15 protein-coding genes, 2 tRNA genes and 1 pseudogene are annotated in these 14192 nt (G+C 62.1%); 7 read left to right on the forward strand and 11 right to left on the reverse strand.

Annotation, left to right across the window (positions count from 1 at the left end; all coding sequences use genetic code 11):
- Positions 1–4: 4 nt before the first annotated feature.
- Positions 5–1240: a branched-chain amino acid ABC transporter substrate-binding protein gene (locus ACSVDO_RS09120; RefSeq protein ID WP_489596012.1), complete on the reverse strand. Its 1236-nt coding sequence runs from the start codon at positions 1238–1240 to the stop codon at positions 5–7.
- A gap of 117 nt (positions 1241–1357) precedes the next feature.
- Here ACSVDO_RS09120 and ACSVDO_RS09125 point away from each other — a divergent pair, with 117 nt between their 5' ends.
- The gene (locus ACSVDO_RS09125) at positions 1358–1996 is read left to right on the forward strand and encodes a TetR/AcrR family transcriptional regulator (RefSeq protein ID WP_489596014.1); all 639 of its coding nucleotides are present in this window, start codon (positions 1358–1360) and stop codon (positions 1994–1996) included.
- 203 nt (positions 1997–2199) lie between these two features.
- On the opposite strand, the gene ACSVDO_RS09130 is transcribed toward ACSVDO_RS09125, so the two are convergent.
- The 3 genes and pseudogenes from ACSVDO_RS09130 to ACSVDO_RS09140 form a co-directional block, all read right to left on the reverse strand.
- Positions 2200–2276: transfer RNA gene (locus ACSVDO_RS09130), tRNA-Pro, on the reverse strand.
- A gap of 121 nt (positions 2277–2397) precedes the next feature.
- On the reverse strand, positions 2398–2730 hold the full coding sequence (locus ACSVDO_RS09135; RefSeq protein ID WP_489596015.1) for a tyrosine-type recombinase/integrase: 333 nt from the start codon (positions 2728–2730) through the stop codon (positions 2398–2400).
- 281 nt (positions 2731–3011) lie between these two features.
- A pseudogene (locus ACSVDO_RS09140) lies at positions 3012–3361 on the reverse strand (transposase); the annotation flags it as partial.
- Between the two features lie 201 nt (positions 3362–3562).
- On the opposite strand from ACSVDO_RS09140, the gene ACSVDO_RS09145 reads away from it, so the two are divergent.
- Positions 3563–4003 carry a hypothetical protein gene (locus tag ACSVDO_RS09145; protein ID WP_489596017.1) on the forward strand — a complete coding sequence of 147 codons (441 nt, stop codon included), beginning with the start codon at positions 3563–3565 and terminating at the stop codon, positions 4001–4003.
- Between the two features lie 79 nt (positions 4004–4082).
- Here ACSVDO_RS09145 and ACSVDO_RS09150 read toward each other — a convergent pair whose 3' ends face one another.
- Positions 4083–4445, reverse strand: coding sequence for a hypothetical protein (locus tag ACSVDO_RS09150; RefSeq protein WP_489596019.1), 363 nt, complete (start codon positions 4443–4445; stop codon positions 4083–4085).
- A 211-nt stretch (positions 4446–4656) separates the two neighbouring features.
- Positions 4657–5754, reverse strand: a complete 1098-nt coding sequence (locus ACSVDO_RS09155; RefSeq protein ID WP_489596020.1) for an ATP-binding protein — start codon at positions 5752–5754, stop codon at positions 4657–4659.
- Between the two features lie 57 nt (positions 5755–5811).
- Here ACSVDO_RS09155 and ACSVDO_RS09160 point away from each other — a divergent pair, with 57 nt between their 5' ends.
- Positions 5812–6213 (forward strand): response regulator, encoded by a 402-nt coding sequence (locus ACSVDO_RS09160; protein WP_489596022.1) that lies wholly within the window; start codon positions 5812–5814, stop codon positions 6211–6213.
- 290 nt (positions 6214–6503) lie between these two features.
- Here ACSVDO_RS09160 and ACSVDO_RS09165 read toward each other — a convergent pair.
- From ACSVDO_RS09165 to ACSVDO_RS09175, 3 genes are all read right to left on the reverse strand, one after another.
- Positions 6504–6580: transfer RNA gene (locus ACSVDO_RS09165), tRNA-Pro, on the reverse strand.
- A gap of 82 nt (positions 6581–6662) precedes the next feature.
- The gene (gene infA / locus ACSVDO_RS09170) at positions 6663–6911 is read right to left on the reverse strand and encodes a translation initiation factor IF-1 (protein WP_159918070.1); all 249 of its coding nucleotides are present in this window, start codon (positions 6909–6911) and stop codon (positions 6663–6665) included.
- 222 nt (positions 6912–7133) lie between these two features.
- Positions 7134–8279: an HPP family protein gene (locus ACSVDO_RS09175; protein ID WP_489596024.1), complete on the reverse strand. Its 1146-nt coding sequence runs from the start codon at positions 8277–8279 to the stop codon at positions 7134–7136.
- A 152-nt stretch (positions 8280–8431) separates the two neighbouring features.
- On the opposite strand from ACSVDO_RS09175, the gene asd reads away from it, so the two are divergent.
- Positions 8432–9286, forward strand: coding sequence for an archaetidylserine decarboxylase (asd, locus tag ACSVDO_RS09180; RefSeq protein ID WP_332538509.1), 855 nt, complete (start codon positions 8432–8434; stop codon positions 9284–9286).
- Positions 9287–9325: 39 nt separating this feature from the next.
- Here asd and ACSVDO_RS09185 read toward each other — a convergent pair whose 3' ends face one another.
- Entirely contained in the window at positions 9326–9694 is a 369-nt protein-coding gene (locus ACSVDO_RS09185) for a hypothetical protein (RefSeq protein WP_332538510.1), read from the reverse strand.
- 227 nt (positions 9695–9921) lie between these two features.
- On the opposite strand from ACSVDO_RS09185, the gene ACSVDO_RS09190 reads away from it, so the two are divergent.
- On the forward strand, positions 9922–11298 hold the full coding sequence (locus ACSVDO_RS09190) for a GGDEF domain-containing protein (protein ID WP_489596026.1): 1377 nt from the start codon (positions 9922–9924) through the stop codon (positions 11296–11298).
- Positions 11299–11337: 39 nt separating this feature from the next.
- Here ACSVDO_RS09190 and ACSVDO_RS09195 read toward each other — a convergent pair whose 3' ends face one another.
- A complete protein-coding gene (locus ACSVDO_RS09195; protein ID WP_489596028.1) occupies positions 11338–11997 on the reverse strand; it encodes a TetR/AcrR family transcriptional regulator in 660 nt (219 codons plus the stop codon).
- 159 nt (positions 11998–12156) lie between these two features.
- Between ACSVDO_RS09195 and ACSVDO_RS09200 the strand changes: the two genes are divergently transcribed.
- Entirely contained in the window at positions 12157–13401 is a 1245-nt protein-coding gene (locus tag ACSVDO_RS09200; protein WP_489596030.1) for a branched-chain amino acid ABC transporter substrate-binding protein, read from the forward strand.
- Positions 13398–14177, forward strand: coding sequence for an SDR family NAD(P)-dependent oxidoreductase (locus ACSVDO_RS09205; RefSeq protein WP_489596032.1), 780 nt, complete (start codon positions 13398–13400; stop codon positions 14175–14177). Before ACSVDO_RS09200 ends, ACSVDO_RS09205 begins: the two co-directional genes overlap by 4 nt.
- The last annotated feature ends 15 nt before the right edge of the window (positions 14178–14192 follow it).

The raw sequence follows: 14192 nt of genomic DNA on the forward strand, positions 1-14192 counted from the left end.
GGCTTCAGCCGGGACGTTTCATCTCGCAGCCCGTGGGCTGGGTCGCGGCAGCGGCGGTGATGGTGGCCACCGGCTTCCAGCCCAGGCCGGTGCTTTCCTGGTCATGGACCACGGCCTTGCCGTCGACCTTTTCCCAGCTCTGCACATAGATGGCCTGTTGCGCCTGGTGGTCGCTTTTGCGCATTTCGACCGGGCCATTGAGACCTTCGAAGCGCAGGCCCTCGAGTTGGGCCGCCACCTTGCGCGGTTCGGTCGACTGGGCCTGGCGCATGGCCTGGGCCAGCATGCGCAGCGCGTTGTGGCCCAGGCCATTGATGAAGTCCTCGTTGAACTGGCGCTTGAAGCCGGCCAGCAAGGGCAGGGCGGCCAGGCGGGGATCGTTGGGGCTGAATGCCGAGATCAGCTTGACCCGGCCCTCGCCCGCGCTGCCCATGGCGCTGGGAACGCCGAAGTTGTTGGCGTTGAGCGTGTAGAAGTCCACGTCCAGTCCTGCGTCGCGTGCCGCGCGGATGATCAGCGCCAGGTCGGCGCCGAAGTCTGCGGTGATCACCGCCTGCGCTCCCGACTGCTTGATCTTGGCGATGTAGGGCGAATAGTCCTTGACCTGGCCCAGCGGGTGGAAGTCTTCGCCCACGATCTTCAGTTCGGGGCGCTTGCTGGCCAGCATGTCGCGTGCCGCGCGTGCGACCTCCTGGCCGTAGGCATAGTTCGGGTTCAGCAGGTGGATGCGCTGGATGTGTTCCTGCCCGGCCAGGTAGCTGGTCATGGCCTGCATTTTCATGTCCGAATGGGCATCGGTGCGAAAGTGCCAGTAGCTGCACTTGGCGTTGGTCATCTGCGGGGCCTGGGCCGCGTAGTTGAGATAGATGATTTCCTTGCCCGGATTGCGGCTGTTGTGCTTTTCTATGCCTTCCTGCAGCGCTATGCCCACGGCCGAAGAGCTCGCTCCCTGCACCACGTAGCGGATGTTCTGGCCGATGATGGAGTTGAGCTGGCTCAGCGCCTCCTGCGCCGACAGTCGGTTGTCGAAAGGCACGATCTCGAACTTCACCGGCCCGGCCCAGGCTTGGTCGTTGGCCATCTTGGCGCTGTACTGGAAGCTCTTGAGCACATTCAGGCCCAGGCCGGCCATGGGCCCCGACATCGCGTCCAGCGAGGCAATCCTGACGGTCTGTGCCGACGCGCCCGCAGCCAATGCCAGCGCCGCGGCGGCCAAAGGAGCCACAATCGCAAGTCTCATGTTCTGTCTCCGTTTCTGGGTATGCGTCCCGCCTGGTGCGCGGCCTGGAAAATGCGACGGGATCGTTCAAAAAATTCTAGGCAAAACAAGGCCTTGAGGTGTTCGGATTCCACCGCCATGCCACCCAGAAGCACGTCCCATCCTCTTGCCCCCCGCAGAAAGCCGCGCCAGTCGCGCGCGCTGCACACTTCGCTGGCGCTGCAGCAGGCCTTTGTTCGGCTTTTGGTGGAGCAAGGGTATGCGAGCATGACGATCCGCGAGATCGTGGCCTTGGCCGGAACGGGCCTGGGAAGCTTCTACGAATACTTCGCGAGCAAGGAGGACCTGGCGCGGGTCTGCCTGCATCTGCGCACCAAGACCTTGCTCGTGGCCTTGCGGGATGCGCGCACGGCCGCGGCCGGGCGCCCGCTGCGCGAGATGGTGGACGCGGTCATCGACTCCCAACTGGCGGCCCACACGGGCGCGGCCCAGGAATGGAGCGCGCATTACCTGCTGGAGCGCCACTTTTCGAGCGCCGAGGCCTACCGCACGATGTATGACCGTTTCGTGGGCGAATGGGGGAGTGCGTTCGACGCGGCATCGGACCTGCCTGCGGCCTTTCCCGTGCGCGAGGCCGCACGCGTGGCGCAGACCATTCTCTACGGCCTGTGCGCCCACACCTATATCCGCACGCCTGAGCGCCCCGATGTGCCGGCACTGGAGCGCCAGGCGCGGCAGGCCATACATTCCTACCTCTCAGCCCTGCTGCCGGGGTGAAGCCCGGTCTGCGGCACAACGGATCTCCCGGCTCGATTGCAGCTTACATGCAGTTGAAAGGAATCGGCATTGTTTGCTGGAGTTCGGCTGAGGACTGCGGTTTGGCCTGACCTGACCAGATCCTGCAAGCGGGCCTTTTGTGGATTGCCCGGAGCCAGACGGACAAAAGGCCTTGGCTATTTCTAGCCAAGGCCTTGAATCACTGGTCGGAGCGGCGGGATTCGAACTCGCGACCCTCTGCTCCCAAAGCAGATGCGCTACCAGGCTGCGCTACGCTCCGACAGCTTGTATTGTAAGGGTTTTTTCGGGGTCCAAAGACTTGGCGGCAACAAATTTGTCTAACTGTTAATCCTGCATGGGCCCGCGCCTTGCCTCTGAGCGCGCAATACAAGTGAGACAGTTCAGCGGGTTGCTCCAACGCGTATTGCGAGTTTGTGGCGGACGTAACCAGCGGTCTCTGATGGAGTAGAGTGGGCACCCATTCGCTGCGCATCCATGATGCCACGACCCTTGTCGACGTCCGTGAGTGCCTTGCTTCGAAGGTCATGGAAGTGGCAGTTTTTCATACCTGCTCGTTTCACAGCGCGCTGCCATGCGGTGCACGCACCAGAGTAGCTATACGGCTTGCCTTGCAGCGTGCAGAACACAAATTGAGCATTGTTGTTGGGCAATGCCTTGATGCAAGCTATCAGTTCCGTCATGCGTGCCACGTAGTCGCGTTTAAAGGTGTTCACGAAGCTCAGGCCATGACTGCCACGTTCGCCAAGGACTGCTGCGACCGGGAGGTAATGGCTTGGCGTGCTTGGGAGGGAAAGGGGCTGCCAGGCGAGCCGGTGCGTGAGATGCTCATCGAAGCCGTGGAGCGCCGCTTCGGGGCCGTGGAGGCTGTTCCTGCGGACCTTGCGCTGGAGTTCCTCTCGGACAATGGAGGCGCCTACATCGCGGCCGAAACACGGGCTCTGGCACGCGCGCTGGGCCTCAAACCCATCAATACCCCCGTCTGCAGCCCGCAGAGCAATCCCATCGTCCAGCAGACCGTCTTCACTGGTCTTCCCCGGGCAACAAGGGCGAGCGCGCAAGCCACTTTTTTTCTGCGGCGTACTCTACGGCTTCTTTGAGAATTTCGTTCTCCAGGGTTTTCTTGCCGAGTACGCGCTGAAGCTTGGCGATTTCTGCGCGGGCCGCCGCCAGCTCGGACGCCGGCACGACTGCTTCACCAGTGGAGACAGCGGTCAAAGCACCCTGGTGCTCGAGATTGCGCCATTGGAACAGTAGCCCAGCGGAGACGCCTTCCTGGCGAGCGACCAGCGAGACGCTCATGCCTGGTTCGTATGTGCGGCGCACTAACGCCGCCTTCTCAGTCACGGACCACCTCTACTGAATCCGTATGTCGAGTCATATGCACAGTCCGATTCCTATCTCTAAAGATAAGCGACAGGACGGGGCTGGGGAATCAAGGGGCTATCTCACGGCATCAAGACCCCATAGCCTCCGCAATAGAAGAACTATCGCTCTGTGGAAGAAAACGGTATAAATAGTATGTGCAGTTTTTAGGAAATCATCATCATGACGGTTCGTAAACCCAGAACTTCCACGCCCAAGGCGCCTGCAGCATCCAAGGCTGCAAGCGCCGCAGTAGTGCCGACTGCCGCACCCGCACCCGCACCCGTACCCGTACCCGTACCCGCAGTAGCGCCTACGCCGGCAGCTATCGACAATAAGCCTAAAAAAGCCAAGCTGGTGCGCGACAGTTTCACCATTCCTAAGGATGAATATGAGGCGATTGATGCGCTGAAGCTGCGGGCTGCTCAGCAGGGTGAGGTGGTCAAGAAGAGCGAGCTGCTGCGTGCAGGGCTCAAGCTGCTGTCCGGTTTGGATGACAAGCAGCTGCTGACGGCTCTACATGCGGTGCCTTCGCTCAAGACAGGACGTCCTGCCAAGGCAGAAGAGGATTCCTCCAGTCCTCCCAAAGCCGCTCGACGCTCTTCGGCCAAATCCAAAAAGTAGCCAAGACGTTTTGACACCGTTGGCGTGAAAGGCGGCTGGGACTGCTGTCGCATCACGTACAAGAAATCACTTGCCGCCATCAGTGCAGGTGATACGGAATCCAACCGCACAGTAGCTGGTGGAATTTTGCATGGGGTGTGTCGTGCCACGGTGCGGCGACGGTCAACTCTTCTAGCTGCTGCTGCGCAATGGCGCGATTGATGCGCAGTTGTTGCGGTAACTCCGTGCCGCCAGCCTCCAGCTTGCTGGCCTCCAGTCTGTCGTGCTCACGCAGCTGATGAGAAATCTCCTCCAACCATCGCAGACAGAGATCGCTCTTGTTCCAGCCATTCTGGACCATGTCTTGTATCGTGCGGCACAGCTCGAGCAGTTCGATGTGCTGAGCATCCAGTACAGGGTCGCGCACGCTCATGCTGGGCGACCATCGAGGAATGGCTTTCATAGGCAAACTCCTTCTTGCTCTGAACATGGCTTGGGCACTGCGCGCTCAGTGGTCAGTTCTTATGCAGCTTTTCGGAGGTATGCCATGCTTGCATGACGTTTTCGAGAAGTTTTACGTGGGCTTACTCCAGCACTGTCAAATCCCGTACGAAAGCATGTAGGCGACACATCCGTGTTGCAGGGGCGCAAGAGTGGTTGAACACGGGGGGTGCTCAATGCTTCGGCAATTCCATGGTGAAGCGAACGCGTCGATCCGAGCAATTGCCGGTTACGTCGCCGCCATGTGCTCTTGCGACCTGTCGCACAATGAAAAGACCTAGGCCAAGGTGCGTGTGGTCTGACTTGGCGGAGCCGCTTTTTCCTTGGCGGAGAGGTTCGAACAGCTTTTCAGTGTCGTCGGATGGGAGCTCGCCCTGATTCTCCACGACTATCCTGACGCAAGCTGCATCGCCTTCTAGCCTCACGCAGACGGATTCGCTACTATCCCCATGCTTGATCGCATTGGATACCAGATTTCCAAGGGCTTCCCGCACCCATGACGCATCGAATGTTCCCTCGGTAGAGCCCTGGGTAGCATAGTCAATCCTTGAATCAGGATTGGCAGCCCGCTGGAGTTCCAGTTCATCAGAGCAGGCCACCGCAAGATCGACCGGTTCAAGTTTCAATGCCATGCCCACGCCTAGGCTGGATCTGCTGTACTCGAGCAACGTGTCAAGGAGCGACTTCATTCGCGCAACAGCCCGGGTAAGCATAGCGGTCTGATTCACAGGTGCGATCCCTTGCTGGCGCAAAATAGCCGCCGTCAAGGAGATGGTGTTGAGCGGGCCGCGCAGATCGTGCCCAAGTACGCCGAGGAAAATTTCGCGCCATCGCTCACGCGCCTCGGCGTAAAACTTGACCGACTCAGCCACAGCCTGGTCAATCGCCTCATTGAACCGGATGATGTCCTCGATGGCATTCGGCTGTGCCGGGTGAGTGTCCGTCCATAGTCGAAGAATGCTGGAGCGTAGGGCTCTGAACTCTGCAACCAATTGCTCTATGTCGATGCCGTCTTGTGCACGCATCAATCCATGCGTTTCCGCCGGGGTCTGGGATGACGTATGAGGGGCGTCTCCATGGGACTTGGCAATGGCTTCAGTCCTACTTTGAGAGGTTCTCAGGTCGGTTGAAATGGCTTTAAGCACCTCGGGCAGGTGATCGCGCAGAGCCTGTTCGCTGGTGTGCGCCAAAGCGGGGATGGTTCGCGCAAAAGTGACTGCCTCGTCCAGTATTTCGGCGTGAGCAGATTCTAAAAATGTGGCGAGTCGCATGGCGTTGATCCTCTTTGCGGCCTAGTTATACAGGCACACGGCGAAACCCGCGAATTTATGACCAAAACGATGATATTGATTGCGGATGACGACGCGGATTCCGCGGACGCTCTTGGGCTTGTTGTCGGAATGCGATTTCCTGAGTCAGCTGTGGTTGTGAGCTATGGAGGTCCCGAAGCCCTCGACATCGCGTCTCGGGAACGTCCTGATGTCGCGCTGCTTGACATGGAAATGCCTCAAGGCGGCGGCGAAGCGCTCGCCCGCGCTTTGCGAGCCATGTACCCTGGCCAAGCACCCCTATTGATCGCGATTTCCGCTAACACCGTTCTCCTGGATCTAGTCAGCCGCAATGGCATCTTTGACCATTTCATCATCAAGCCCATCGATGTTCCTGCCTTGATGCGCATGGTGGAAAAGCGGCTTGCAGTGATTGAAGACGGCTCTTCTATGGCTCCTTAAGTCGGCTGGCAGCTGTGCATGTACGCGTCCGCAGCTTTGGCCGGTGCAGGGGCGTTTGGCAGGAATTGTGCCCCTGTTGAATGTTTACAAAACATGCCGAAAGGGAGAGACAGGTGATGATGTGAGGTGGGGGCCTAAGACGAAAAGAAAAAAGGCACTGCGAGGTTTTATCCTTGCAGTGCCTTCTTCGTCTGGCTCAAAAGTTAGACAGTGCCCGAAAGGGTTAGACATTTTGCGTTGGTGTAGAACCTCAGCTATTTGCCTAAGTCATTGTCATAACTTAGAAATAATGGTCGGAGCGGCGGGATTCGAACTCGCGACCCTCTGCTCCCAAAGCAGATGCGCTACCAGGCTGCGCTACGCTCCGACAAAAAGAATTCTAAGGGGGTTTATGGTGCTCTTTTTTGAATTTTCAAAAATATTTCAAAAATGGAGCGCCGTACGCCTTCTTAACGGGGCGAAGGGCCAGGGCCACGGCCGGCCAGATGGCGGAACGTGATGCGGCCCTTGGTCAGATCGTAGGGCGACATTTCAAGCGACACTTTATCGCCAGCCAGGATACGGATGTGATGCTTGCGCATCTTGCCGCCGGTATAGGCGATCAACTGGTGTCCGTTTTCCAGCGTCACGCGAAAGCGCGAGTCGGGCAAGACTTCCGTCACGGAGCCTTGCATTTCAATCAATTCTTCTTTGGCCATATTCTCAATCTCTCATATAAATCTGGGTCACTGCGCCTGTGAGCGGAGGGCACAGCAGCATGCACCGACCCGTGGGGGCCACTGAGTTACTGTGCATGGCAGGCGGTGTAAGCCGCTGCGCTCAAGGCGCACAGCGGTCAGAAGGCCGGAAAACGGCTTCATTCGCACAGGCGGGGCGCTGTACGGAATCTCCCAGATTGTAACCCGTGGGCGGCGCGGCTGCTAGGGTGTGGGCGTGATTGCCGATGCCAGCGCGCGTACCAAATCGGTTTGCGTGATCACGCCGACCAGCCGCTGCTGGGCATCGACGATGGGCAAATGGTGGTGGCCGCCCGCGGAAAACAGCGGAATCAGGTCCATTACGGGCTGGTCCGCGGACGCCGTCTGCGCCGGACCGCTCATCAGCTCGTTCACGGTCTGTGGCTTTTTGGCACCGATGGCGACCAGCTTGCGCAGGCGCTGGCCCCAGCCTTCGGGAGATTCGAGCGCCGTGGTGCGCATGAAGTCGGACTGCGACAGCATGCCCTGCACCTGGTGGTGGCCGTCGACGACCGGCAAGGCCTTGATGTTCTTTTGCCGCATCAAGGCCCAGGCCTCGCGCAGAGAGACATCGGCTTCGACGGCCAGCGGCGGGGTCGACATGATGTCGGCGCAGCGCAGATCGCCCAGCGTACGCTGGAAGGCCGCGCGGCCCGCGAGGTGCAGCAGGCCTTCAAGGTCGGCGCGGCTGATGTCCAGCACCTGGTTGTATTGTTCGAGCGCGGTGTCGAGGTCGGACTTCTGGAAGTGCTGGCCGCTGGTGGCCTTGCGGCGCAGCGGATAGGACTTGCCGGTCGCATGGTTGTAGGCGATGGCGCAAAGCAGCAGCACCACGATGTTGAACAGCACCGGAAACACCAGCAGGTCCAGGCCGTTGCTGTGCTCGAGCACCACGAACGCCGCCATGCCCACGCCCGGCGGGTGAAAGCAGCGCAGCAGCAGCATGCCGGCCAGCGTCACGCCCACGGCCAGCGCCGCGGCCCACACAATGTCGGGCACCAGCACCCGGAACAGCGTGGACACCAGCGCCGCGAGCACGGTGCCGCCCAGCACCGGCCAGGGCTGGGCCAGCGGGCTCGCAGGCATGCCGAACAGCAGCACGGCGCTGGCGCTGAGCGAGGCAATCATCCACGAATCGTTGCCTGCGCCCGCCCACCAGCGGCTCAGAAAGCCGGTGACCAGCAGGCCCAGGATGACGCCGACCACCATGCGCAAGGCTTCCTTGGCGTCGATGCCGACCGAGTGGGGCACCAGGCGCTGCAGCAGCTGGCGAAGTTTGGACGGGCGATTGGAAGGATAGGGCGAGACAGGAGACTGTGGTGCTGGCACGGGCAGGACGGAAAGTGCAGTGGCCCTTCAGGATAGCAAAGCGGTAAGGATGGTGCGCGCCAGCGCGCAGGGGTGGGCCAATCCGTATGGGCAATGGCCCGAATGCGTCGCTAGAATGCCCAGCTTGCCTTGAATCATCTGGAAACCAATCTGTGTCTGATCGCCTTGCCGTGCTTCCCCAATATCTGTTGCCCAAGCAGGCGCTCACGGCCCTCATGGGGCGACTGGCGAATGCCAGGGCCGGCTGGCTGACCACCTGGGTGATAGAGCGTTTCATCGCCCGCTACAAGGTCGACATGGCCGAGGCCGCGAACCCCGATCCCGCAAGCTATGAGACCTTCAACGCATTTTTCACGCGCAGCCTGCGTGCAGGCGTGCGTCCTCAGGTGCAGGCGCCATGGGTCTGCCCGGTCGACGGCGCGGTGAGCCAACTGGGCCCCATCGCAGGTGACCAGATCTTCCAGGCCAAGGGCCACCATTATTCGACCCAGGCCCTGGTCGGCGGCGATTCCAAGCTCGCCGCCGAGTTCGACGACGGCCACTTCGCGACGATCTACCTGAGCCCGCGCGACTACCACCGCATCCACATGCCCTGCGACGGCAAGCTGCGTGAAATGGTCTATGTGCCCGGTGACCTGTTCTCGGTCAATCCGGTGACCGCGCGCGGCGTGCCCGGCCTGTTCGCGCGCAACGAGCGCGTGGTCTGCGTGTTCGATTCCGCTGCCGGGCCGTTCGTGATGGTGCTGGTGGGCGCGACCATCGTCGGCAGCATGGCCACCGTCTGGCATGGACAGGTCAACCCCCCGCGCAGCGCCGAAATCCGGCGCTGGCAGTATGGGCAGGACGGGCAGGACGGCCCGCTGCTGCGCCAGGGCGAGGAAATGGGCCGCTTCCTGCTGGGCTCGACCGTGGTCCTGCTGTTTCCCAAGCAGCCGCTGCAGTTCAACGTGCTGTGGCAGGCAGGCAGCCCCGTGCGCCTGGGCGAGGCCATGGCGCAACGCAGCTGAAAATCGCGCCCCTGGGCGGCATGCGCCGCCCGGGAACGTTCACAGGAACCAGTTCAGACCTTCGGCACGGCGTGCGGTGGTGAACTTGGAAGGCTGCAGTCGCAGCCGGTCCGGGCGCACCGGATCTTCGCGGCCCACGAGGTAGACCACCATTTCTCGCCGGCGCAGCACCACATGGCTGACGGTTTCGTTGCGTCCGCCCTCCTGGACTTGCACTCCGGGGCGAAACAGCGGCATCTCGAATGTGAAGCTGCGCGCCTGCACGGGGTGCGTGGCTCCTGGCGCGTTGCTGCCCGACGCAGCGGCGCTCGACGCCGCGGCGCCCGGCATGTCGAAGTCTGGCGCAGTGGCGCCCGACCCATCGGCTGCATAGGCAGCGGTTTCCGGTGAGATAGTGAGGGATTGCATAGGCGCAGTCTGGGGAAATAAGCTAGTTATCGGCAGGCGGCGGGGAAAGTTGAGGAGCTATCTCACTTTATCGTCAGGCGCGCGCTTGTCCAGTGCAAGGCCGGGCAGAGGGGCTTGAGCGCGGCGCCAGCCGGTAAGATAGGCCGCATTCGTGGATTCCTTCCTTTTTCCTGGCCACAGACCTGCCGTCTGTACGCGCACGGGATGTCGCCTAGTCGTTTTACCCCATGCCCCAAATTTCCATTGAGCAGCTCAGTCACGATTGGCATGCGCTGCAAGGCTGCGCATCCCCCGCCGCGCGGGAATGCATAGAGCAGCTTGCTTTCACGCACCAGAAGAATCTGGCCAGCCATTTTTACACCGAAATGCTCAAGGATGAAGCGGCTTCGGCGCTGCTGACGCACGAGCAGGTGCGGGTGCGGCTGCACCACTCCATGTCCCAATGGGTCGCCGAGGTTTTCAGCACGGCCACGCAGGAGCAGCTCGCGCAGCGCGTGGCGCGCCAGATCAAGATCGGCGAAGTGCACGCGCGCATCGATGTGCCCGTGCACCTGGTGCTGCGCGGCGCGCGCAGCCTCAAGCGCGGTCTGGGCGCATTGCTGGACCAGGCGCTGGTCGACGACCATGCGCTGCAGCTGCAGGCCTATGCCTACGGCCAGGCCGTGATCGATATCGCCATGGAAATCATGAGCCAGGCCTATTCACGCTCCCATGACCGCAGCGCGCGCGCCCAGGAGGCCTACCGGCTGCATGCGGTGGCCCAGGACATGAGCGCCGAGCGCGAGCGCCAGCGCGCGGCCGTGCTCGACTGGGAGAACCGCCTGATGTTCGAACTCGCCATGGGCTTGCCGGCGCCGCATCTGCCGCGCATGGGAGCTTCCGAGTTCGGCCTGTGGTTCCGCCACAAGGGCGCGCATGCGTTTCGCGGCACGAGTGAAACCAGCTTGATTCTCGAGACCATGGACTTGATCGACGAGCGGCTGCTGCCTTCGCTCGACGAGGATGCCGATGCGCCGACACGCCTGCAGCAGTTGCGCGCGCTGCATGAGCATACGCAGACGATTGCCTTCCACCTCGATGCGCTGTTCGAGCAGAACCGCGAGCTCGACGCGGGCCGCGATGTGCTCACGCGGCTGCTCAACCGCAAGTTCCTGCCCGTGGTGCTGCGCCGCGAGATCGACTACTGCCGCGAACGCCACGCGAATTTCGCGCTGCTGTCGCTGGACGTGGACCATTTCAAGCAGATCAACGACCGCTTCGGCCACGAAGGCGGCGATCTGGTGCTGCAGCAACTGGCCGTCATTCTGTCGAGCGCCTGCCGCGCGGGCGACTACACCTTCCGTCTGGGTGGCGAGGAGTTTCTGCTGCTGCTGGTGGACATCGACCTGCAGCGCGCGCTGGCGCTGGCCGAGCGGCTGCGCGCGCAGGTCGAGAAGGAGGCTTTCCGACTGCCCGGCGACGGCCGCGTGCCTGTCACGGTGAGCATAGGCGTGGCGATGCACAACGGCCACCCGGACTACGAGTACACCGTGCGCCAGTCGGACCAGGCGCTGTACGCGGCCAAGAATGGCGGCCGCAACCGCGTGGAGCGGGCTGCGGGCTAGTACTGCGAGGCCGGGCCTGCGGTCGTGCCCGGCCTGGCGTCAGGACTTTGCCGGCGCCATGGGCAGGGGCGAAAGGCAGGCAATGGCGTGGTCGGCAAAGGCCTGGGCGATCTGTTCGCCCGACTGGGCACCGCCTTCGGTGAACCAGCGGTTGATGTTGTTGATCGCCCCCATCAGGAAGAACACCGCCAGCTTGGCATCGCAGGGCGCGATCAGACGCTGGTCGACGGCTTGCGTGACCAGCATGCGCAACGCGGTATCGATGACACGCCGCCGGCGCTGGATTAGCGCAGTGTGCTCCGGCGTCATCGAGTAGTACTCGGTCAGCACCACGCAGGTGCCCAGCTCGCTGGTGATCTTGCGGATGTACAGCGCAACGAAGGCATGGAGCTGCTGCAGCGGCGCGGCGCTGCCCTGCATGGCCTGGGCCAGGGCTTCCTCGGCCATCGCCACGGCCATCTGATGGCATTCGAACAGGATCTGGTGCTTGTTCTCCACATAGCGGTAGAGCGCGGGCTTGGTCACCGACAGGGCGCTGGCAATGTCGTCCAGCGTGGTGTTGTGAAAACCCTTGGTGCCGAAGACGCGGCCGGCCGCGACGATCAGCGCACGCTTGCGGATCTCGCGCGGATCGGGCGCCTGGGCCAGGGCATTGTTCCAGCGCGCTGGTTTGGCGGGCACTTGGGTTTGCTTTGTCATGTCTATGGAGATACCGGCGATGTCGCCGATGTGTCAATTTCGTGGTTGACCCTGGACAGGGCGACTCATAAGATTCACATCAAGTTACCGCAGAGTAACTATTGGTTTATCCATCATAAACAACCTGCGCAAGGCGGGTGAGCAACTGGAGACAAGTTCATGGGAATCTTTCGTTCAACATGCGTTGCCGCCGTCTTCGCCACCGGCGCGGCCTGGTCGCTGGCGCAGCCCGGACAGCCCATCCGGATTGCCCACATCGACACATTTTCCGGTCCCACGGCGTCGACCGGAACGACCGTGGCAAAGACCATGCAGTATGCTGTGCATTTGATCAACGAGCGCGGCGGCGTGCTCGGCCGCAAGCTCGAAGTGGTGCAGATGGACAATGCCGGCGACTCGAACAAGGCCGTGGCAATGCTCACCAGCACCATCGACCAGAAGATCAACTTCATGGTGCAGGCCGGCAACTCGGGCATTGCAGGCGCGCTGCTGACGGCCGTGGAAAAGCACAACCAGCGCAACCCCGCGGCGCGCGTGCTCTTTCTCAACTACGGCTCGGCCTTGCCCGATCTGACCGAGTCCAAATGCAGCTTCTGGTTCTTCCGTTTCGAAGCCCACCAGAAGATGAAGATGCGCGCCGTGGCCGACCATGTGGCCAGGTCGCCTGAGATCAAGAAGATCTATCTGATCAACCAGGACTACAGCTTCGGCCACGAGGTCAGTGCGGATGCCAAGGCGCTGATCGGCAAGGTGCGTCCCGACATCCAGTTCGTGGGCGACGAATTCCACCCGTTCGGCAAGATCAAGGACTTCTCGCCCTATGTGCTGAAGATCAAGCAGTCGGGCGCCGACACGGTGCTCACCGGCAACTGGGGCAATGACCTGGCGCTGATGGTGCGCGCCAGCAAGGAGTCGGGGCTTAACGCCAAATACATCACCTACTACGGCGGGCTGTTCGGCGTGCCGACCTCGATTGGCGCTGCCGGCGAGAACACCGTTTTCCAGATTGCGTCCTGGCACCCGAACGTTCCGGTGGAAGACCGCCAGCCCGAGCTGGAGAAATACCAGCGCGACTTCAAGGCCAGGTTCGGCGAAGACCTCTACTACACCTCCATCCTGGTGCAGATGGACATGCTGGCCAAGGCCATAGAGAAGACCGGCAACACCCAGGATCTGGTCAAGATCGCCACGGCACTCGAAGGCATGGAGCATGACTCGCCGTTCGGCAGGATCAAGATGCGCGCCCAGGACCACCAGGCCAGCCACCCGATCTACATCAACCAGCTGGTCAAGGGCGTCAAATATGACGCCGAAGGCCTGGGCATGGGATGGAAGACCGTGGCCAAGGTTGCCGGCGACGACACGCAGCTGCCTTCGCCCTGCAAGATGGAGCGTCCGCGGTGATCGAGCTGCATGGCCGGATTGCGGTCGTGACCGGAGGCGGCTCTGGCCTGGGCCGGGCAAGCGCGAGCGCGCTGCAGGCAGCGGGCGCGCGCGTGGTGCTGCTGGACCGCGATGCGCACGCAGTGGCGGCGGCCGCCGACACCCCGGGCCTGCGGGGCTATGTGTGCGACATCACCCAGGACCTGGAAACCGAACAGCTCTTCGAACGCATCCGGGACGAGGTCGGCCCGGTCTCCATCCTGGTGAACTGCGCCGGCATTGCCGACCCGGGCAGCGTTGTCCGGCAGGGCCAGGCCATGCCGCTGAGCAGGTTCGAGCAGGTGATTGCCGTGAATCTGCTGGGCACGCTCAACTGCATACGCTGCGCAGTGCCGCAGATGATAGAACAGGGCGCATTGCCGGCGCAGGCCGGGGGCGAGGCCGGCGTGATCATCAACACCGCCTCGATTGCCGCTTTCGACGGGCAGATGGGGCAGGCCGCTTATGCAGCCTCCAAGGGCGGCGTGGCCGGCATGGTGCTGCCGCTGGCGCGCGAGCTCGGTGAATACGGCATACGCGTCATGGGCATTGCGCCCGGCGTGTTCGAGACGCCGATGACGATGGGGCTTTCGGCCGCATCGCGGGACGTCGTTTTCGCGGCCGTGCCGCCCTATCCCCAGCGCCCCGGCCAGCCGCACGAATTTGCGCAGCTGGTCATGGCGATACTGGCCAATCCCATGCTCAACGGCGAGGTGGTGCGCCTGGACGGCGCGCTGCGCATGCCGGCGCGCGTGTAGCGCAGATGAGGGTTC

This window comes from Comamonas sp. DB36 (assembly GCF_057914905.1).

Bases quoted from the DNA above. Each gene is read 5' to 3' on its own strand.
- ACSVDO_RS09185 (WP_332538510.1), bottom strand. From the start codon at position 9,694: ATGCAATCCCTCACTATCTCACCGGAAACCGCTGCCTATGCAGCCGAT.
- ACSVDO_RS09155 (WP_489596020.1), bottom strand. From the start codon at position 5,754: ATGCGACTCGCCACATTTTTAGAATCTGCTCACGCCGAAATACTGGAC.
- ACSVDO_RS09150 (WP_489596019.1), bottom strand. From the start codon at position 4,445: ATGAAAGCCATTCCTCGATGGTCGCCCAGCATGAGCGTGCGCGACCCT.
- ACSVDO_RS09190 (WP_489596026.1), top strand. From the start codon at position 9,922: ATGCCCCAAATTTCCATTGAGCAGCTCAGTCACGATTGGCATGCGCTG.
- ACSVDO_RS09160 (WP_489596022.1), top strand. From the start codon at position 5,812: ATGACCAAAACGATGATATTGATTGCGGATGACGACGCGGATTCCGCG.
- ACSVDO_RS09145 (WP_489596017.1), top strand. From the start codon at position 3,563: ATGACGGTTCGTAAACCCAGAACTTCCACGCCCAAGGCGCCTGCAGCA.
- ACSVDO_RS09125 (WP_489596014.1), top strand. From the start codon at position 1,358: ATGCCACCCAGAAGCACGTCCCATCCTCTTGCCCCCCGCAGAAAGCCG.
- ACSVDO_RS09195 (WP_489596028.1), bottom strand. From the start codon at position 11,997: ATGACAAAGCAAACCCAAGTGCCCGCCAAACCAGCGCGCTGGAACAAT.
- ACSVDO_RS09200 (WP_489596030.1), top strand. From the start codon at position 12,157: ATGGGAATCTTTCGTTCAACATGCGTTGCCGCCGTCTTCGCCACCGGC.
- infA (WP_159918070.1), bottom strand. From the start codon at position 6,911: ATGGCCAAAGAAGAATTGATTGAAATGCAAGGCTCCGTGACGGAAGTC.
- ACSVDO_RS09120 (WP_489596012.1), bottom strand. From the start codon at position 1,240: ATGAGACTTGCGATTGTGGCTCCTTTGGCCGCCGCGGCGCTGGCATTG.